This window comes from Falsiruegeria litorea R37, assembly GCF_900172225.1.
Classification (GTDB): domain Bacteria; phylum Pseudomonadota; class Alphaproteobacteria; order Rhodobacterales; family Rhodobacteraceae; genus Falsiruegeria; species Falsiruegeria litorea.
On record NZ_FWFO01000001.1, the window covers coordinates 267,607 to 287,758 of the forward strand.

General features: G+C 58.4%; 16 protein-coding genes and 1 other RNA gene. 10 read left to right on the forward strand and 7 right to left on the reverse strand.

The window, feature by feature from the left end:
• Positions 1–80 precede the first annotated feature (80 nt).
• Positions 81–944, forward strand: a complete 864-nt coding sequence (locus TRL7639_RS01340; protein WP_085794014.1) for an alpha/beta hydrolase family protein — start codon at positions 81–83, stop codon at positions 942–944.
• A 36-nt stretch (positions 945–980) separates the two neighbouring features.
• Here TRL7639_RS01340 and rsgA read toward each other — a convergent pair whose 3' ends face one another.
• The 3 genes from rsgA to TRL7639_RS01355 form a co-directional block, all read right to left on the reverse strand.
• Positions 981–2,012: a ribosome small subunit-dependent GTPase A gene (gene rsgA, locus TRL7639_RS01345; RefSeq protein WP_085794015.1), complete on the reverse strand. Its 1,032-nt coding sequence runs from the start codon at positions 2,010–2,012 to the stop codon at positions 981–983.
• Positions 2,013–2,189: 177 nt separating this feature from the next.
• Positions 2,190–2,288, reverse strand: an RNA gene (ffs, locus tag TRL7639_RS01350) — signal recognition particle sRNA small type.
• A gap of 42 nt (positions 2,289–2,330) precedes the next feature.
• On the reverse strand, positions 2,331–4,238 hold the full coding sequence (locus TRL7639_RS01355; protein ID WP_085794016.1) for a bifunctional 2',3'-cyclic-nucleotide 2'-phosphodiesterase/3'-nucleotidase: 1,908 nt from the start codon (positions 4,236–4,238) through the stop codon (positions 2,331–2,333).
• A 215-nt stretch (positions 4,239–4,453) separates the two neighbouring features.
• On the opposite strand from TRL7639_RS01355, the gene nudC reads away from it, so the two are divergent.
• On the forward strand, positions 4,454–5,437 hold the full coding sequence (gene nudC / locus TRL7639_RS01360; protein ID WP_085794017.1) for an NAD(+) diphosphatase: 984 nt from the start codon (positions 4,454–4,456) through the stop codon (positions 5,435–5,437).
• A 35-nt stretch (positions 5,438–5,472) separates the two neighbouring features.
• A complete protein-coding gene (locus TRL7639_RS01365; protein ID WP_085794018.1) occupies positions 5,473–5,940 on the forward strand; it encodes an SRPBCC family protein in 468 nt (155 codons plus the stop codon).
• Positions 5,941–6,244: 304 nt separating this feature from the next.
• Here TRL7639_RS01365 and TRL7639_RS01370 read toward each other — a convergent pair whose 3' ends face one another.
• Positions 6,245–7,078: a prephenate dehydratase gene (locus tag TRL7639_RS01370; RefSeq protein WP_085794019.1), complete on the reverse strand. Its 834-nt coding sequence runs from the start codon at positions 7,076–7,078 to the stop codon at positions 6,245–6,247.
• Positions 7,079–7,198: 120 nt separating this feature from the next.
• Between TRL7639_RS01370 and TRL7639_RS01375 the strand changes: the two genes are divergently transcribed.
• The 5 genes from TRL7639_RS01375 (at position 7,199) to TRL7639_RS01395 (ending at position 13,643) form a co-directional block, all read left to right on the forward strand.
• Positions 7,199–7,705 carry a c-type cytochrome gene (locus tag TRL7639_RS01375; RefSeq protein ID WP_085794020.1) on the forward strand — a complete coding sequence of 169 codons (507 nt, stop codon included), beginning with the start codon at positions 7,199–7,201 and terminating at the stop codon, positions 7,703–7,705.
• Positions 7,706–7,926: 221 nt separating this feature from the next.
• Positions 7,927–9,864: an extracellular solute-binding protein gene (locus tag TRL7639_RS01380; protein ID WP_085794021.1), complete on the forward strand. Its 1,938-nt coding sequence runs from the start codon at positions 7,927–7,929 to the stop codon at positions 9,862–9,864.
• Between the two features lie 9 nt (positions 9,865–9,873).
• Entirely contained in the window at positions 9,874–10,959 is a 1,086-nt protein-coding gene (locus TRL7639_RS01385) for a microcin C ABC transporter permease YejB (protein ID WP_085794022.1), read from the forward strand.
• Positions 10,960–10,962: 3 nt separating this feature from the next.
• Positions 10,963–12,069: an ABC transporter permease gene (locus TRL7639_RS01390; RefSeq protein WP_085794023.1), complete on the forward strand. Its 1,107-nt coding sequence runs from the start codon at positions 10,963–10,965 to the stop codon at positions 12,067–12,069.
• Entirely contained in the window at positions 12,066–13,643 is a 1,578-nt protein-coding gene (locus TRL7639_RS01395) for an ABC transporter ATP-binding protein (RefSeq protein WP_085794024.1), read from the forward strand. Before TRL7639_RS01390 ends, TRL7639_RS01395 begins: the two co-directional genes overlap by 4 nt.
• A 264-nt stretch (positions 13,644–13,907) precedes the next feature.
• Here the strand turns inward: TRL7639_RS01395 and TRL7639_RS01400 are convergent, their stop codons facing one another.
• The gene (locus TRL7639_RS01400) at positions 13,908–15,827 is read right to left on the reverse strand and encodes an elongation factor G (protein WP_085794025.1); all 1,920 of its coding nucleotides are present in this window, start codon (positions 15,825–15,827) and stop codon (positions 13,908–13,910) included.
• A gap of 242 nt (positions 15,828–16,069) precedes the next feature.
• Positions 16,070–17,425, reverse strand: a complete 1,356-nt coding sequence (gene hemN / locus TRL7639_RS01405; RefSeq protein ID WP_085794026.1) for an oxygen-independent coproporphyrinogen III oxidase — start codon at positions 17,423–17,425, stop codon at positions 16,070–16,072.
• 61 nt (positions 17,426–17,486) lie between these two features.
• On the opposite strand from hemN, the gene fnrL reads away from it, so the two are divergent.
• Both fnrL and TRL7639_RS01415 read left to right on the forward strand, forming a co-directional pair.
• On the forward strand, positions 17,487–18,230 hold the full coding sequence (fnrL, locus tag TRL7639_RS01410; RefSeq protein ID WP_207559621.1) for a transcriptional regulator FnrL: 744 nt from the start codon (positions 17,487–17,489) through the stop codon (positions 18,228–18,230).
• Between the two features lie 70 nt (positions 18,231–18,300).
• The gene (locus TRL7639_RS01415; RefSeq protein WP_085794027.1) at positions 18,301–18,555 is read left to right on the forward strand and encodes a GlsB/YeaQ/YmgE family stress response membrane protein; all 255 of its coding nucleotides are present in this window, start codon (positions 18,301–18,303) and stop codon (positions 18,553–18,555) included.
• 364 nt (positions 18,556–18,919) lie between these two features.
• Here TRL7639_RS01415 and TRL7639_RS01420 read toward each other — a convergent pair whose 3' ends face one another.
• Positions 18,920–19,948, reverse strand: a complete 1,029-nt coding sequence (locus TRL7639_RS01420; RefSeq protein WP_085794028.1) for an amino acid ABC transporter substrate-binding protein — start codon at positions 19,946–19,948, stop codon at positions 18,920–18,922.
• Between the last annotated feature and the right edge of the window lie 204 nt (positions 19,949–20,152).

Consider the following 20,152-nt stretch of genomic DNA (forward strand, 5'->3'; position numbering starts at 1 on the left):
TGACACCACTAGACCGAATGGTCCAGTGATGTGTTTAGACTGATCGGTCTAGTGGCCGGAGCTATGTCAGAGGATGCACGATGCTGGACAATCAAACTGTTGTCGAAGTCGAGGAGTTTCACTTTCCCGCAGGTCCGGCCGAATTGTCGGCGGTTCTGTATCGGCCTGCTGGCAAGCCGCTGGCAGCAGTGGTTCTAAATGGTGCCACTGGTGTTCCGCGCGACTATTACCGACACTTTGCGCGGTGGCTTGTCGAAGCGCGCGGCATGGCGTGTCTGACCTATGACTACCGAGATTTTGGCACGTCGTTGAAGGGGCGATTGAAAGATTCGCCCGTGACCATGTCCGATTGGGCCCTGATCGACATGCCCGCAGCGCGGTTCGAGATGAAGCGGCGGTTTCCCGATGTTCCGCTGTGGGTCATCGGTCATTCCGTGGGCGGGATGCTGATGCCGTCACAGGACGGGATCGAGGATGTGGATCGCATGATTGGCGTGTGCTCGGGGCTTGTGCATCACACGGATCACGATTGGCCGTATCAGGGGCTGGCGCGGCTCTTTTGGTTTGGGCATGTGCCGTTTCTGGTGAAAGTGCTCGGCTATCTGCCGGGCAAGATTACGGGGTTCGGAGCCGATTTGCCGCCGCAGGTGTATTGGCAATGGCGGAAATGGTGCACGTCGCCCCGCAGCTATCTGCCCGAGGCCGGGCTAACCATTCCAGCGCCTGATTGGGGTCGCAGCAGGGCACCGGTGACGATGATTGCCCTCAACGACGACGACACCATTCCGCCCAAATGCGTGTGGAAACTGTCCGAGCTTTATGGGGCAGGGGTCGAAAAAAAGACCCTGACGCCTTCGGATTATGGGTTGAAAGAGGTCGGCCATCTTGGGGCGTTTGCGCGTCGAAGTCGGACGTTGTGGCCCGACCTGGTGCCAGCCCTGTAACGCCGGGCACCCCAAGTTAGGGGCGCCCGGCATGGGTTACAGGCCCTTGCGGCCTTTCTTGTCCTTCATCACTGAACGGACCATCTTGCCAAAGGCTTTGTCGCGCGCCCGCGCCTCGGCCACGGTTTCCGAGTTCATCCGATCCTCACGCAGCAGCTTTTGCCAGCGACGCAGGCGATCTGGATCAAGAGTTCCGGCCTCTATCGCGCCCCGTATGGCGCAACCGGGCTCGGAACTATGCGCGCAATCCGAAAAGCGGCAGTCACGGGATAGCTCGACAAGATCGGCAAAGACCTCATCAATGCCGTCCGGGGAATCAAGCATTCGCAAGGCCCGCATGCCCGGTGTGTCGATCAGCCACCCGCCGTTGGTCATGTGACGCAGGGCGCGGGATGTGGTTGTGTGCCGCCCCTTGGCGTCGTCTTCGCGTATGCCAGCCGTGGCGTCCCGAGCTTGCGTCAACCCGTTGGTCAGCGTGGTTTTTCCCACACCGGAAGATCCGACGAGGGCCCCGGTCTGACCGTGCGGACACCAGGCCATCAGCTGACTTATGTCCCTGCTGTCATGAGCGTTCACGGCAAGGACTGTCAGAAATGCCTCAAGCCGCTCGGCTTTGCGGACATAGCTTTGCGGATTGTCGCAGGTGTCGGCTTTGGTCAGTACGACAACCGGGTAACACCCGGCCTGATGTGCCAGCGCCAGAAATCGCTCCAATCGCGCGACGTTGAAATCGGCATTGCAGGAACTGGTGATGAACAAGACATCGACGTTGGCCGCGATCAACTGCGCATGCACGCCGCTGCCTGCTGCCCGACGTGACATCAGTGTTTTGCGGTCCAGGGTTTGGTCGATCAAGCCATCGGAGCTTGCCGCGACCCAATCGCCGACGGCAAAGGTGCCAGTTGACTGGTTAGCACGAGGCAAAAGAACCCGTTCTCCGGCAGGGGACAAGCCCTTTAGCCGGTCGCGATGCACGGCAGAGATGCGATAGATGTGATCGGATGTTGGCGCAGGGATCTGCGCCGCAAAATGGTTGGACCATCCCAGGTCCATATAGTCAAAAGACATTGGTCTACCTGTTGCAGAATGCAAACAAACCGCAGTGGCGGCAAAGCGCGCGACTGCGTCAGTGGGTCAGGCAGGGACGAAAGTTTTGGTTCAGACGGTCTCTGCCCGAGGGGATGCAACTACAATCATGAAATCCCTCCATTGGCTAAGTATCGTGAACCCGATCCGGGTTGGATCAAGTGAGAGGTTGGACATCGACCCAAGCGGGGCTCGTTGTGGCTGCTTCCTTCCGGACCTGACCAGGTTGGCGAGGCGCTCGCCCGCGCCAACCTCTCGAGGCCGATATAGGCTCTGGTGCTGGAAAAGACAAGCGGCGTGTCACAAGGCAATGGACAGGTGCAGGAAACTTTCGGCGTCGAGCCCCCGGTCCTGGATTAATCCCTTGGGCAACTCGCTCAGATGTGCACGGGCGGCAGGTCCGGTGGTTTCAAGGACATGAGTGTTTTCAACAGGGGCAAGCCGCCAGCTTGGCTGTGTCAGTTGCGGCTCTGGCGGCAGGTTGCCTGCCACATAGTCCCGGATCAGTTGTTGGATCCGATGTGACGGCACAGGGATCGGTTGCGCGGTGCGCAAGGCGGCGAAATTGCCACCCCCATTGGCGCGATAGTTCGGCAAAGCCACCGCAAACCTTTGATTGTCTTCTACCTTTCTTCCGGCGTGACGCAGATTGTGGATGCGCCCGTGGGCGGGATTCAAGACCTCGCCGGCTGGGTTGAAACGCGCCGGCGTTGTGATGTCGACCTCATAGGTCAGCCCGTGAATGACATCAAAGTTGTGTCCGGGGTGTTCGTGGTCGCGCAGGGGCATGTGATTTGTACCCGGTACAATCCGGTTGAACACGCCCGCCGACATTTCCAGCCAGTCGCGAATTTGTGCACCTGTCGCAATCACCGCGCTCAACTCGTTGGGAAAGACGTGCAGGTCTGCAACATGACGCATCGAGATCGTTCCAGCAGGAACGTCGGTGTATCGGAGAGGTCCTGCGCGCCCGCCGAACTTGGACGGGGCCGCAGCGGACAGCAGCGGCAGGTCGCGCGCGGAGGTCGAGGATTGATACGCTCGCAAAGCTGCGGCTTGTGCGGCTGCGACCAAGGCCAGGCCCCGATCCTGGGCAAAGAATGTGAAATAGCTGTGCAGCGGCTCCGAAATTTCGCCGACAGGTTCTTGCATCTCGTGGCGGGTGCGAAAGTGCTGCGGCTGAAACAGCTGTTCCAACATCGCGTCTTCGCTGGCAAGTGAGGTGATCTTGCCGGTCTCGGCGGGTTGAGAAATTGGGGCCAAGGCGCTTTGGCTCGATGTGACGCGCCACCCGCCCTCTCCGTCTGCCATGATGTCCAGGTCAATGATCCCCAGGTGGGAACCTGCTGAACCGGGCATCACGGATGGTTTGCCATGGATGCGCCCGCGTTCAGCATCGACCCCTGCAAGACCCTTGTGGGCGGCCCCAGGCAGGTGGAGATGGGTATGACCAGTGATCAGGGCGTCCACTTCGGCTGATTTTGCAAGCGGAATGGCAGCGTTTTCGACCAGTTCACCCGCACCGTTCGATGTCAGGCCCGTATGCGCCAATGCGACCACCACGTGGCATCCCTGGCGCCGCAAGTCCTGTGCTGTCTTGCGCCCCGTCTCGACAATATCCTCGATACGAACCCGGTCGCGCAAAAAGTGCGTGTCCCAATCCAGCGTTTGCGGAGGAAGGACAGAGAGAACCCCGATTCTGATCGGCCAGTCCTGTCCGCCAGCTGATACCGAGCGTTCAAGAATCAGACTGGGTCGCCATCCGACCGACGTATTGTCGATCGGGCGTACATTCGAGCATACCACCGGGCAGGCGGCGTCGTCCAAAACCCGGTTCAATGTTTCCAGTCCAAAGTTGAAGTCATGGTTCCCCAGGCCAATGGCGTCATATGCCAGGGCTTCAAACGCGGTCATTAGGGGATGCCGGACCTGGGATTCTCGAACGGCAAGATCGCCAATTGGCGTGCCCTGAATGCTGTCGCCGTTGTCGAACAAGACGACCAGCGCATCCTGGGCATCGCGGCGTGCTGCTTTGATCAGGCTGGCCACGCGGGTTAGTCCAACTGTCGGGTCCGGGCGATCAGAGTAGTAGTCGAAACTGCCCAGGTTCATGTGCAGATCACTGGTTGCAAGAATGCGCAAACGGGCCGCCTGTCCTGCAGGACAGGCGTCGGCCAAAGTTGTTGAGGTGCGTTGGTCTGCTGTCATTCTGTTCAGTGTATAATATATTCTCGTTAAAGTTGTTATAGGTAGCAAAACACAGAAATCCAGATCACTTACAAGGACTTAGGCACTTTCAATTTGTGTCAGTTGTGATCCTATTTTGCGTCAACAGTCGTCTTCAGGGTCATATCTGGTCAAGCGGGTTGTGGTAGGCGCTCAAGGGTATATGAAGTTCTGGTCGAGGGAGCAGGAGACGTGAAATGAAGCGCGCAGAGCAGGTCACCTTTGGCGGATCGGGTTTGAACCGGGCCGCACATATCCGGAACGACGCTGTTGCATTGACCCAGGCCCGTCAGCATCCCGATGCGGCGTGTATCCTGTTGTGGCGTGGCAAGGTCATGGTTCATGGCGAGCGTCTGGACAAGCTGTCTTGGGTGACGATGGCGCATCCTATCCTGCAGGCGGGATATCAGACCGCCGCCGAAGAGATGATCTTTCTTGGTTTCGAAGATGACGGCGCACCTTGCTTCGCGCTCGATATCTCGGGGTGGGAGCCTGTGGGGCAGGATGTCAGCACCGTTGGCGGGTTCGTAGATCGAACCGAGCAGCATCACCCCGATTGCCCGCCGGGCCATGTCTTTGCCGAGCTTCGTCGGATCATGACCCGTCTGTCCGCGCGCGACGCCGAGCTGGCGGCGACGGCCAAGGCGGTGATCGGTTGGCACGAAACCCATCAGTTCTGCGCGCGTTGCGGTGCGCCCAGTGAAATTGTGCAGGCGGGATGGCAACGGTCCTGTGATGCCTGCGGAGGGCAACATTTCCCGCGGACCGACCCGGTTGTGATCATGCTGATCACCTACGGGGATTCGGTGCTGATGGGCCGTTCGCCAGGGTGGCCAGAGGGCATGTATTCGCTTTTGGCAGGTTTTGTCGAACCGGGTGAAACACTTGAGGCCGCTGTACGCCGCGAAGTGATGGAAGAGGCAGGTGTCAAAGTCGGCCAGGTTAATTACCTGTCCAGCCAACCTTGGCCGTTCCCGGCGTCACTGATGTTTGGATGTGCGGGGGAGGCTCTGTCACGAGAGATTAAGATTGATCCGGTAGAGATCGAGGATGCGATCTGGGTTACGCGACAGGACATGATGCAGGCCTTTGCCGGGGAACACCCCACAATCCTGCCTGCCCGAAAAGGGGCAATTGCACATTTCCTTTTGGAGAACTGGCTTGCGGATACGCTGGATTAAGACGACAATTTGCCAAACAGGAACAATGGGGCGACATGCAGTTTTCGGGTAAAGAAGATATCGAGGCACCGATCCAGAATGTCTTTGCCGCGGTTTCGGAATTCGAAAGTTTCGAACGCTCGGCAATTCGCCGGGGGATCGAGGTGCAGCGCGTTGACACCAGCCATCCCGTCGCTTCTGGGTTGGCATGGGACACATCGTTCAACCTTCGCGGCAAGCCGCGCGACATGCAGATCACCTTGGCAGAGTTCGCGGAACCCTCACTTATGCGATTTGATTCTCGCAGCAAGGGCATTAACGGGGATTGCGTGATCGAGTTGCTGGCTTTGTCGCCGCGCCGAACCCGGTTGAGCGTCGACATCAAGCTGTCGGCAAATACTCTGGCTGCGCGCTTGTTTCTGCAATCGCTCAAACTTGCTCGCAGTAGTTTGAACAAGAAATTCAAGTTGCGACTAGCAGATATGGCGAAAGAGATCGAGCGGCGACAATCGCGTTTGTCTTGATCCCAAAACCGCTCCCTTGCCCGCACAGCCAATTGCCGGAACGCGTTTCGGCGCGAATGCATGCTCTGGGGTGACGCGCCTTGAGTTGTTCACGGCGTGGCACCAGCCTTCGCATGGCCAAAGTTTGAGATTCATTCAGATTTAGTTTGTTTGCGCCTTGCACCGCCATTGGCACCGATCAGCTGGATCAATTCATGCTGTGTCGTGCGCTTGGGCCTTTGCCGCCTTGCCGGGGACCCCGGGCCGGGGGGCGGCACGGGGCCGATCATTTTGGGGGCGTATTGCTGATCCGGGTGTCGGGGGATCAGTGACGTTTGCGTGCAGCCGGATAGACGCCCAGAATCTCGACGTTGGTGGTGAAATATCCCAGTTCGTCCATTGCAAGGCGGACATTGGCATCGTCGGGGTGCCCTTCGATGTCGGCGTAGAACTGTGTCGCGGTAAAGCGACCGCCGACCATATAGCTTTCCAGCTTGATCATGTTGACGCCATTGGTGGCAAATCCCCCCATCGCCTTGTACAGCGCCGCCGGGATGTTGCGGACCTGAAAGACAAAGCTGGTGATCATGCCCAGATCGCCGCGACGTGATTCGTCGGCTTTTGGTGACATCACAAGGAACCGTGTGGTGTTGTCTCCCTGGTCTTCAATGTGGCGGGCCAGAACGTCCAATCCGTAAATTTCTCCGGCAAGTTCACTGGCCAGAGCAGCAGATTGGATGTCGCCCGCTTCGGCAACCTCGCGCGCAGCGCGGGCGTTGTCTGGGCTCACGCGGCCCCGGATGTTGTTTTCGCGCAAAAACTTTTCGCACTGCGGCAACAGCACCAGATGCGAATGCGCCTCGGTCACGTCGGACAGGCTCGCGCCCGGAACCGCCAGCAAGTTGATGTGCACGCGGACAAATGCTTCATCAATGATATGCAAGCCGCTGTGCGGCAGCAGGCGGTGAATGTCGGCCACACGCCCGTATGTAGTGTTTTCGACCGGCAACATGGCAAGGTCAGCCTCGCCCGACCGAACCGCTTCGATCACGTCTTCGAATGTGCGGCACGGCAGCGCCTCCATATCGGGGCGGGCGTCGCGGCAAGCCTCGTGGCTGTAAGCGCCGGGCTCTCCCTGAAAGGCAATGCGGTTGGTCATTTGTCGGTTTCCGTGCAACAAGTTCTTGAATTGGGCGTTTAGTCGCGGTGTCTATACCTTGCCTCTTGCAAGGGGAAGCCTTAGACACCCGCCCAGACAGCTGAAATGGACTCGCGATCAATGTTCGACACGATGACAGTTACCAAGGCCGCAGCAGGCCTGCTTGGCGCCTTTCTGGTGCTTCTTCTTGGCAAATGGGCCGCCATGATGATTTACAACGTGGGGGGGCACGGCGAAGCCTCGTACGTGATTGATACCGAACAGGCGGCCGAAGAGATCAGCACTGGCGAGGAAGTCAGCTTTGACGAGTTGATGATGGCCGCCGACGTGGACAAAGGCGCCCGTGTGTTCAAGAAATGCTCGGCCTGCCACAAGTTGGAAGCTGGCGCAAACGGCACCGGCCCGAGCCTTTATGGCGTTGTTGGCCGCGCCGTCGCGTCCGAAGCCGGGTTTGGCTATTCCAGCGCGATGCAAGCCAAAGGCGGCGATTGGACGCCTGAGGCGCTTGATGCCTTCCTGCTGAAGCCGAGCTCTGACGTTTCGGGCACTTCGATGAGCTTCTCGGGCCTGAAAAAGCAAGGCGACCGGGTCAACCTGATCGCCTATCTGGACAGCCTGGACAACTAAGCGCCACGCATCTTGAGACTTCGAAAGCCGCTGCCCCTTGGGTGGCGGTTTTTTCGTTTCGGCGGGCGAAATCCGCAATTTCCTGCCACATGAACATGTCTTCACAATGCGTTCACGCATTCTAAACTTGAATCTCGCCCCGCTGGACCTTTAGCTGGCAACAACAAAAATTGGTCTATGTTTCGTCAGAGACAATCAGACCCATACGGAGGTAGAGCCTGATGACATCGCCCCGCGTCGCGACCCGAACCCGCCAGATGGACATTCGGCCAAAGGTGCTGGGGGCGATCGGATTGTCGATCGGCTTGCTGCTTGCCGCAACAGGTCTTGCGCGGGCCGAAGATGAGAAGATCATCGAAAGCCATGGCTACTCGTTCTTTGGCGACCTGAGCTATCCGGCTGATTTCGAGCATTTCGACTATGTGAACCCGGATGCGCCCAAGGGTGGTGAAATCGCGGTTTCCGCACCGGGCACCTTCGATTCGATGAATCCCTACAGCCGCAAGGGGCGAGCAGGGCGCTATTCCTGGATGGTCTACGAAAGCCTGTTGGGTGAGATGCCCGCGACCGGAGGTGGACTGCCAGCAGATCAGATTGGCGAAAGCTATGGTTTGCTTGCCGAACGGTTGGAATACGACGAAGGCAAAACCTGGGTGATCTTCTACATGCGTCCCGAAGCGCGGTTCGCCGACGGCTCGCCCGTGACCGCGCATGACGTGGTGTTCAGTCACAACCTGTTTCTGGAGCAGGGGCTGCCATCTTACGCGCAAGCGGTCAAGAAACGCATCCTGTCTGCTGAGGCATTGGATGATCACACGGTCAAGTTTACTTTTGCCACTGGTATTTCACGTCGGTCGCTGATTGATCAGGCCGGATCGGTGCCGGTGTTCCCAAAGGCCTGGTATGAAGAAAACGGTGCGCGGCTGGATGAACCCCGCTTGGACGCCGCGCCGGGATCAGGTCCGTATCAGCTCGACAGCTATGATGTGAACCGCCGTATCGTCTACAAGCGCAATCCAGATTATTGGGGCAAGGACCTGCCGATCAACAAGGGGCGCTACAACTTCGACACAATCCGGGTGGAGTATTTTGCGGACGACACGGCAGGATTCGAGGCGTTCAAGGCAGGCGAATACACCTTTCGGAGTGAGGGAAACTCGAAACGGTGGGCGACCGAGTATGATTTCCCTGCCGTGAACAAAGGTTGGGTGAAATTGGAAGAGATTCCCGATCTGACGCCTCCAACACCCACCGGCTTTGTGTTCAACCTGGGCCGCCCCGCACTCCAAGACAAACGTGTGCGCGAGGCGCTTTCGCTGGCGTTCAACTTTGAATGGACCAACGAGTCCTTGCAGTTCGGGCTGTTCAAACAGCGTCATTCGTTTGTGGAAAATGCTCCGCATATGGCCCAAGGCGCGCCTGAAGGCGCCGAGTTGGAGCTGCTCAAGTCGCTCGGCGATCTGGTGCCTGCCGATATGCTGACCGAACCATCTGTGCGTGCGCATGAATCGCGCGCCAAACGCCTGAACGACCGCCGCAACCTGCGGACTGCGATGAAACTGTTGGACGAGGCCGGGTGGGCCGTTGGCGATGATGGCATGCGGCGCAACGCGGCAGGCGAAAAGCTGGTGCTTGAAATTCCCTATCCCTCGTCGTCGTCGCCAACCCTGACCGCTGTGATTGATGGTTTTGCAAAGAACCTGGTGGCGATGGGGGTCGATGCGCGCCCGGACAAGGTCGACTCGGCGCAGTATACGCTGCGCAACCGTGATCGCGATTATGACATCGTGTTCGACAACTACCGCGCGTTTTTGTCTGCTGGCACCGGTCTGATGCAGATGTACGGCTCGGGCGAGGCGGATTTCAGCCTGTTCAACCCTGCCGGTCTGGCCAGCCCGCTGGTGGATGCGATCATCGAACGCTCGCTCGTGACCACCACGAAAGAGGATGAGGCCGCTGCCCTGCAAGCCTTGGACCGTGCGCTGCGGTACGAACGCATCATGGTGCCGGTCTGGTACAACGACAAAAGCTGGGTCGCCTATTGGGACCAATACGACCACCCCGAGAACCTGCCGGAATATGCGGTCGGCGTGCTGGACTTCTGGTGGTACGACGCTGAAAAGGCCGCCAAGCTGAAATCTGATGGCGCGTTGAGGTAAGCCAAACCCATGGGAGCCTATATCCTAAGACGCCTGTTGCTGGTGATCCCGACCCTTTTGGGCATCATGATCGTCAACTTCACGCTGGTGCAATTTGTCCCCGGGGGCCCGGTCGAACAGATCATCGCCGAACTGCAAGGCGGCGGCGATGTGTTCGAAGGCTTCGCTGGCGGGGGTGATGACGTTCAAACACAATCCGGCGCCCCGAACGAGGAATACGTCGGCGCACGCGGCCTGCCGCCCGAATTCATTGCCGAGCTGGAAAAGGAATTCGGCTTTGACAAGCCGCCGCTCGAACGGTTCCTGACCATGCTGGGCAACTACATGACGCTGGACTTTGGCGAGAGTTATTTCCGCTCGATCAGTGTCATCGACCTGGTGCTGGAAAAGATGCCAGTGTCGATCTCTTTGGGTCTGTGGTCCACGCTGATCGCCTATCTGGTGTCGATCCCGTTGGGCATTCGCAAGGCGGTGCGCGATGGGTCAACCTTTGACACCTGGACCAGTGGCGCGATCATCGTGGCCTACGCGATCCCGGGATTCCTGTTTGCGATCCTGCTGCTGGTGCTTTTCGCCGGTGGCTCGTACTGGCAGATCTTCCCGCTGCGGGGGCTGACCAGCGACAACTTTGATGAGCTGAGCCTGTTGGGCAAAATTGGCGACTATTTCTGGCACATCGCGCTGCCGGTCATCGCCTCGACCATCTCGGCCTTTGCGACGCTGACACTGCTGACCAAGAACTCGTTCCTGGATGAGATCAAGAAACACTATGTCATGACCGCCCGCGCCAAGGGGCTGAGCGAAAGCAAGGTTCTGTATGGCCACGTCTTTCGCAACGCCATGCTGATCGTGATCGCGGGTTTTCCGGCAGTGTTCATCGGCGTCTTCTTCTCAGGCTCGATTATCATTGAGACGATCTTTTCGCTCGACGGTTTGGGGCGACTGGGGTTCGAGGCCGCGGTGGCGCGTGATTATCCGGTGATCTTCGGCACGCTCTTCATCTTTGGCCTCATGAGCCTTGTGGTCGGCATCCTGTCGGACCTGATGTATGTCCTGGTCGATCCGCGCATCGACTTTGAAAGCCGCGAGGGGTAATTCATGGCACTTTCCCCCCTCAATCAACGCCGCTGGCGCAATTTCCGCAAGAACGGCCGGGCCTATTGGTCGCTGATCATCTTTTCTGTGCTGTTCACGCTGTCGCTGTTCGCCGAGTTCATCGCCAACGACAAACCGATCCTGGTGAATTACCGGGGTGAGTACTTCACGCCTGTCTTCAACTTCTACCCCGAAACCGCCTTTGGCGGCGATTTTCAAACCGAAGCGATCTATGGTGATCCCGAGGTCAAATGCCTGATCGCAAGCGGCGGGTTGGAAGAGTGCTTTGATGAGCCCGAAGAGATGCTGGAACAGATCAGCGCGGGCACGTTTCAAGCCGAGGGGTTCGAAAAAGGTTGGGCCGTTTGGCCGCCGATCCCCTATTCGTTCAACACTACGGTTGACCGCCCGGGCGCGGCCCCGTTGCCACCCAACGGCCAGAACCTGCTTGGCACGGACAGCGCCAAGCGCGACGTACTGGCGCGGGTGATCTATGGCTTCCGCCTGTCGATTCTCTTCACGCTACTCGTGACAGGGGTGGCCAGCATTCTGGGCGTCGTTGCCGGTGCTGTGCAGGGATATTTCGGCGGCTGGACCGACCTGATTTTCCAACGCGTGATCGAGATCTGGTCCGCTACTCCGTCACTGTATGTGATCATTATCATGTTCGCTATTCTGGGGCGCAGTTTCTGGCTGCTGGTCGCCCTGATGATCCTATTTGGTTGGACCGGCCTTGTGGGCGTGGTCCGTGCAGAATTCCTGCGCGCGCGGAACCTGGAATACGTGCGAGCTGCCAAAGCGCTTGGGGTGGGCAACATCACCATCATGCGCCGTCACATGCTGCCCAACGCCATGGTTGCGACGCTCACGTTCATGCCGTTCATTGTGACCGGCACCATCGGTGGCCTGGCCTCGCTCGACTTTCTGGGCTTTGGTCTGCCATCGTCGGCCCCCTCGCTTGGCGAGTTGACGCTGCAAGCCAAGAACAACCTGAATGCGCCCTGGCTCGCTTTCACTGCGTTTTTCACCTTTGCCATCATGCTTTCGCTTCTGGTCTTCATTTTCGAAGGTGTGCGCGATGCGTTTGATCCAAGAAAGACCTTCTCATGAGCTTGTTGGAAGTCAACGATCTTCGCGTGTCCTTCCGCCAGGACGGCCAGTTGACCCAAGCCGTTAAGGGCGTGTCATTCACAGTCGATCGGGGGGAGACGGTAGCCCTGGTGGGTGAGTCCGGGTCGGGTAAATCGGTGACGGCCTTGTCGACCGTCTCTCTTTTGGCTGGCAGCGCCGAGGTAGAAGGCTCTGTTACCTATGATGGGCAACAGATGATCGGCGCTGATGAGCAGCGCCTGCAACAGGTGCGCGGCAACGACATCAGCTTTATCTTCCAGGAACCGATGACCTCGCTCAACCCGCTGCACACGATCGAAAAGCAGATGGCGGAATCGCTGGCGCTGCATCAGGGCGTAGTAGGATCCGAAGCGCGGATCCGAATTATCGAGCTTTTGAACAAGGTCGGCATCCGCGACCCGCAGGATCGGCTGGACAGCTATCCACATCAGCTTTCGGGCGGGCAGCGCCAGCGTGTGATGATCGCCATGGCTTTGGCCAACAAGCCCGATGTTCTGATCGCGGATGAGCCGACGACGGCGCTGGACGTGACCATTCAGGCGCAGATCCTGGAGCTGTTGGCCGAGTTGCAGAAGTCCGAAAATATGGGAATGCTGTTCATCACCCACGATCTGGGCATCGTGCGTCGGATCGCGGACCGGGTGTGCGTGATGAAGGACGGCGAGATCGTTGAAACCGGCCCGACGTCTGAGATTTTTGACAATCCCCAGCATCCTTACACGCAAAAACTGTTGGCGGCTGAGCCGTCAGGCGTTCCTGAACCCATCGCATCTGATGCCGAGGTGATTGCCCATACCGATGGTCTGCGCGTCTGGTTTCCCATCCAGCGCGGGTTTCTGAAGCGAACGGTTGGGCACGTAAAAGCGGTCAATGACGCCACGATCAGTGTTCGGGCGGGTGAGACCCTCGGCATCGTTGGCGAATCCGGCTCGGGCAAAACCACGCTTGCGCTAGCCTTGATGCGGTTGATCTCGTCCGATGGCGGCATCACGTATCGCGACCAGGACGTGCGCAAATGGTCCACGCGTGAGTTGCGGCGGCTGCGCAAAGATATGCAGATTGTGTTTCAGGATCCGTTCGGCTCGCTCAGCCCGCGGATGACCTGCGCCCAGATCATCGCCGAGGGATTGGCGATTCACAACGTCGATCCCCACCGTGCACCACGCGATCTGGTGGTCGAGGTGATGCAGGAAACCGGACTCGACCCAGCCGCGATGGACCGCTACCCGCATGAGTTTTCGGGAGGTCAGCGCCAGCGGATTGCAATTGCGCGTGCGATGGTGCTCAGGCCCAAGCTGCTGGTGCTGGATGAACCGACGAGCGCGCTGGATATGACCGTGCAGGTGCAGATTGTCGAACTGTTGCGAAACCTGCAGCAAAAATATGGGCTGGCCTACCTCTTTATCTCGCACGACCTGAAAGTGGTGCGCGCGATGTCGCATCAGGTGTTGGTGATGAAGCAAGGCGATGTGGTTGAGATGGGGCCATCGGAAGCGCTCTTTGAAACGCCACAAACCGACTACACGCGCGAATTGATTGCAGCCGCAGGATAGGCAAGCAGGGGAGGCTCCCGCGCCCGAGCAGCCCTGACTGCGTCAGCCCCGCCAGCGGCCTTGGGCCGAGCGCCGGGCAAGGCCCGGCGCGGGCGTCTGTGGAGCGTGTTTGGCCACAAACCGGGCGTGCGCGAATCATTGAGCTGTGGCTGGCCCCAGGTGCCGACCGCCGAGCGAAGCGAGGCGGCCGGGCCCAACGGGAGGAAGTGTTTCGTCAGAAACATCGACGACGGGCGGGAGCGCTTCCGGTCTTCTGCGATGATCTCAAGCGGTGACCACCTTGGCCTTGGATGCTTGTCCACGCATTTCCTCGTAGTGATCAAAGCTCAAGTTGGCCCAGCCTGTGCCACGCGTTGAACTGGCGATCGTGCGATGGAGTTCATCCTGGGCCACGGCCGGCAATAGGGCGTTGAAGATTTCCCACCCGGCGGCATTGGGATTGGCTTCGAAGCCCAGAACCTGTCCTTGCAGTGAGCTGATCGTTGGAACCATGTCGCCGACAAACCCAGAAGGCAGGTGGATTTCTGCATGTAGGATTGGCTGCAGGACCACAGGCTTCGCCATTCCAATCGCCTCTCGCACGGCCACCTTACCGGCCATCTTGAATGCATAGTCCGAGCTGTCGACGTTGTGGTGCTTGCCGTCTGTCAAAGTTACTTTGACGTCAACAACCTGGTGCCCTTCGGGGCCTTCGACCAAGGCCTCTTGCGCTCCGGCCTCGACGGAAGGGATGTAGTTCTTAGGCACGGCGCCGCCCTTGACAGTGTCGTCAAATTGAAACCCCGACCCGCGCGGCAAGGGGGCGACTGTCAGCACCACATCGGCAAATTGCCCCGCGCCGCCGGATTGTTTGCGATGCCTGTGGCGGTGATCCACGGATTTCGAGATCGTCTCGCGATAGGCTGTATCGACCGGCTCGGTTGTGACCTCGATGCCAAAATCCTCGGCCAGTTTTTCAGACAGCCTGCGCAGATGCTGTGGTCCCTGCGTGCCCAGAATGGCATGGCCGCTCAGCTCGTCTTGGGATTGATGCAGGCCGGGGTCGATTTCATTCAAGCGTGAGAGGGCGTTTGACAGGCGCACATCATCGCGTTCATGGATGGGTGTCACCTTTTGCCGATGGCTGGGTGCGTGGCTGGTGGCCCATTCGGGCAAGGCAGACGCCCCAATGCTGTCGTAGATGGCGCCAGGGCTCAGGTGATCGGACTTCACCGCCAGACCGATCTCCCCTGCTTTGATTTGGTTGATTTGGGTTTTCGTGTCCAGTCCCACAAGCGATCCAACGGTGTCGCCGCCCAGACCTTCGTGCGAGGTGACGCCATCGCCAAGCCCGCGAAGGACGGTGATCTTGCCAATGTGTTTCTTGACGTCGGCAAACCCTGCAATGGCACGCGCCTTTTCACCTGCCTCGTCGCGGTCACGAGCGATGTCGAACTCGGGCGCTTCGTGGCGAAGCGCCTTCATCATCCGGGTCAACCCGTTGGCATGGCTTGCAGCGCCCAAATAGGCCGGGATCAATTGGTGGTTTTGCAGCACCTTGGCGGCCAGATCAAAGACCTCCTCGCTGGGAGGCTGCTTGTCTTCAATCAACTGTTCCAGCAGGTTGTCGTCGAAATCCGATAGCGTTTCCAGTAACTCGGTGCGTGCCTCTTGCTCGCGACCCTCGGCAGAGGATGGCAGTTCGATCAGGGCTGACGGTTCGCCTTCCTGATACTTCCAGGCGCGTTCCGAAATCAAATCGACCGCCCCCACAATTTGTTCACCGTCGCGAATGGGGATCTGGCGCAGGGTGATGTGGTGCGTGCAATAAGCCTGAAGGGCTGCGGCGATGTCGCGGATACGGCCGTTGGGGTTGTCCATCTTATTGATGAACAGAAAGCTCGGGATGCCGGCTTCTTCGACCAAGCGCAGATAGGGCGCGGCCAATACAGCTGCGTCGGGGTCGGGCGGCACGACGATTACGGCAGCATCGCTGATCGCCATGGCAGGGCCGACATAAGCCAGCGTATCGCCGCCGCCGTTGACGTCAACGGCGCACCAGGGTTCGTCGAGGTAAGAAAAACTGTGGAGGTGAACCACATCGGACACGCTGAATTTGGTGGATCGCCCGTCCAGGCGGCTGATCGCCTCGACGAGCGTGGATTTGCCTGACTGGGTTGGGCCTAGAACTGTGAAGACGCGCATTTGAATGTCCCTCTGACTGGTGCACAGCACGGGTTTCGAAGCTGCACGAATGGGTCAGACGAACTGCAACGTGTTCGTTCAGAGGTCTTGTAACCTGCCTGCCTCGCAACGCGCGGACCCTATGGTCGGCGGCGTTTCACCCTATGAGTGTCGGAAATCGCAGGCTGTTCCGTCAAGTCTTTTGCAAGGGACGCGGCGGGCCTCAGGGCGCCCGCCGCACTGATCCGGCTCTCCCCTCCGGATCAGATGGCCGAGCTGTGCCCGGCTTTGCTGAGGTCGTATTCATCAAACCCGCGCGCGATCATCCTCGTCAGTGGGCGCGCTTCGGGTGGGACGAACAGCCCCTCATCCGAGATGGCCAGCAACCCGTCAAAGGATCGGTTGACCTGCGAAAACAGACCATCAAGCGTATCTGCAGAGATGTCGAATTCTCGCAGGATCTCGGCCCGGTTGATGTGAAAATCACACATCAACGCCTCAATCAGACGGGCACGCAAAACATCGTCACCCTTGAACTGGTGCCCGCGCGCTGTAGAGAATCGTCCATCGCGAATGGCTGCCGTGTGCGCCGACGTGGCCGGTGCGTTCTGGGCATAGCCGCGCGGAAACTTCGAGATCGAAGAGGCGCCAACCCCGATCAACACATCGGCCTGATCGTCGGTGTAGCCCTGGAAGTTCCGCTTGAGACGCCCGGCCCTGAGCGCATGGGTCAAGCCGTCGTCCTGCGTTGCGAAGTGATCGATCCCGATTTCGGCGTAATTGTCCCATTTGAACAGGCGGCGGGCGGTCTCAAAAAGGTCCAGCCGCTGTTCAGGTGTCGGCAGCTTGTCGGACGGAATCATCTGCTGACGTTTGGCCATCCACGGTACATGGGCATAGCCATAAAGGGCGACTCGGTCAGGGTTCAGCGACAGCAGTTTCTGCACACTTTCTGTCATGCGTGCCTTGGTCTGATGCGGCAAACCAAATAGGATATCGGCGTTCAGGCTGGCAATGCCACGCGCCCGGATCATATCCACGGCGTCCCGCGTCACATCATAGCCCTGAATGCGCCCGATGGTCTTTTGAATCATCGGATCGAAATCCTGCACCCCGATCGAAGCGCGATTCATGCCCGCCGCGGCAAGGGCATCCAGACGATCGGCGTCGATCTCGTTCGGATCGATCTCGACCGAGAATTCAGCGTTGTCACCCAAGGGGGCCACGTCAAAGATCTCTTGCGCCAGTTCCGTCATCATCGCGGGTTGCAACAAGGTCGGCGTGCCGCCGCCCCAATGCAGGCGCGACAGGGTGATTCCCTGTGGCAGGCGGTCTGCGATAAGGCGCAACTCGGCTTTCAGCGTCTCAAGATACGCTTTTACCGGGTCGTCCGATTGGGTACCTTGGGTGCGGCAGGCGCAGAACCAGCACAGGCGGCGACAGAACGGCACGTGGATATACAAGGAAATCGCGCTTTTGGGCTCGATTTCGGACATCCATTGACCAAATAGATCAGACCCCACATCATTGCTGAAATGGGGCGCGGTCGGGTAGCTCGTATAGCGGGGGACTTTCGCGTCAAATAGTCCGAGCTGAGCCAATTGGGATTTCGCTATCATTCCGATACTGTAATATGAGCCTTCAACGAATAACCTTGACCCAGATCAATTGGGGCAGATCATGACTACCCAAACACTACATGTTCCCTCCGCCTGCGGGGATTGTCCGATCCGGCATCGTGCCGTGTGTTCGCATTGCGACCACGACGAATTGCTCGAGCTGGAGGAGATCAAGTACTACCGCACCTTTGAAGCGGGTCAGACCATCATCTGGTCTGGCGATATGATGAGCTTTGTGGGCTCTGTCGTCTCTGGTATCGCAACGCTGACGCAGACGATGGAGGACGGCCGGACCCAGATGGTTGGCCTCTTGCTGCCGTCCGATTTTGTTGGCCGCCCAGGTCGCGATGGCGCGGCTTATAACGTGGTAGCTACCACGGATGTTGTCATGTGCTGTTTCCGCAAGAAACCATTCGAAGAGTTGATGGCGCGTACTCCACACATCGCGCATCGCCTGTTGCAGATGACGCTGGACGAGCTGGACGCCGCGCGCGAATGGATGCTGGTTTTGGGGCGCAAGACCGCACGGGAAAAGATCGCCAGCCTGTTGTCGATCATCGCACGCCGCGATGCCTCGGTTGCCGCCAAAGGGAACGCTGGCCTGACGACGTTTGACCTGCCGCTCACGCGCGAGGCGATGGCGGATTATCTGGGCCTGACGCTGGAAACTGTCAGCCGCCAGATTTCGGCCCTGAAAAAGGACGGGGTCATTCAGCTTGAAGGCAAACGCCACGTAACCATCCCGGACATGCGCCGCCTGATGGACGAGGCGGGCGACGACAGCGACGGTGGGTACCTGAACTGACGGTCAAGGCTTGCCTGACACGCGCAAGGCTGCTTGTCTTGGATGAACAAGACAGTGAAAGGACGACGTCATGGAATTCAGCAGCGTCTTTGCGATGCTTTTCATCGGGGCCTTGGCCGGATGGTTTGCGGGCAAACTGATGGAGGGTCGGGGATTCGGCATCCTGGGCAACATCATCGTGGGCGTCGTAGGCGCCTTTGCCGCGGGGCTGATTTTTCCGGCGCTTGGCTTTTCGGTTGGCGGCGGATTCATCGCCTCGGTGTTTCACGCCACCATCGGGGCGGTCATTCTGCTGTTCCTGATCGGATTGATCCGCAAGGCTTGACGACAACAGATGCGCGAGATCCGGTCCGTGCCGAAAAGTGGAAATTAGGAACCAATCGGATCCAGGTGAACAAGCTCCTCAGTTCAGGGAGCGGACATCCGACGTTTGTTTTTGGGTATCCGCGTTGAGCCCCTTCCAACGATGCTGCAATTTGCACCAGTGACCGCTTCCGTGAAGCTGCGTGTCGTGAAGACCGTCAGCCACCTTTACGTGATTGACTAACGTAGCTCGCCCGTTCTTGATCCATGGCGGCACGCCAGCGGGCACGTATCTGCTGAGCAATCATGAGCCACGCCGCTGATAGTGCCAAGTCAATACTGGAATGCACCTCTTGGCAGGGTTTCACGTGGCTCATGACTTTGGCTTACCGGAACGGGGGCGAATATATCAGGCCGCCGTCGGTGTAGAGGGCGTTTTGGCCTCTCTCCAAACCCAGCGGAGTGTCTTTGCCAATATTGGCCTCGAACACTTCTTCGTAGTTGCCCACAGACGAGATGACATTAACAACCCATTTGGGATCTAAATTTATCATTTCTCCGAGGTTGCCTTCGGTGCCGAGCATGCGGTTGATTTCAGGGTTTTCCCCCTCTTGTGCTGCCAGTTCGGCGACATTTTCGGAAGAAATACCCAGCTCTTCTGCGGAAATCATTGCATTCAATGTCCAACCGACAATATCTGCCCAGTCATTATCACCATGGCGTACGACCGGTCCCAACGGTTCCTTCGAGATGATTTCCGGCAGAATGATATGATTGGCAGGATCTTCGAAGGTCGAACGCGAAGCGGCAAGGCTTGATGCGTCGGTCATCATAACGTCGCAGGAACCGGCCAAATACTGCTGCTGCCCCTCACCTGCGGATTCAATTGGAACAGGCTCATAGGTGAGACTGTTTGCTCTGAAAAAATCCGCGAGGTTCAGTTCAGATGTCGATCCGGTCTGGATGCACACAGTCGCGCCATCAAGTTCGAGCGCAGATGTAACGCCCAGAGCTTTTGGCACAAGGAACCCCTGGCCGTCGTAGTAGTTCACCCCAGCAAAGTCGAGCTTCAGGTCAGTGTCCCTGCTAAATGTGTGTGTCGAGTTCCGCGCCAGCAAATCGACCTCGCCGGAGGCTAACGCTGTGAAACGGGTTTTGCCGGTCGTCGGTACAAATTCAACGGCCTTGGCGTCCTCCAGCACTGCTGCCGCGACAGCCCGGCAAATTGCTATGTCAAACCCTTCCCAATCGCCGGATGAGCCGATTGAAGCGAAACCTGCGAGGCCTGTATTCACTCCACATTTCAACTTTCCACGCTCTCGAACGTCGTCAAGCGTTCCGGCAAATGCATTGGAACTTGAAACCGCCGCCACAAGAACTGCAATTGTTGCCCAAGTTACTCTGCGCTGATTCATTTTCTGTCCTCCCAGAATTAACTCCAGTCTTACCCCGGATCTCAAACTCCTGAAAAATCCATGAGAATTCGCGAGTCCGACACATGTTGAGAATGACAATAAACGGCAGAACAAGGCCGCAAAATTATTGGAGAAGTTGCACTTTATGAGCGCCTGTTGGGCAAAGTTGAAATTTTTTCGCGCAATTGTTGCGCACATATTCAA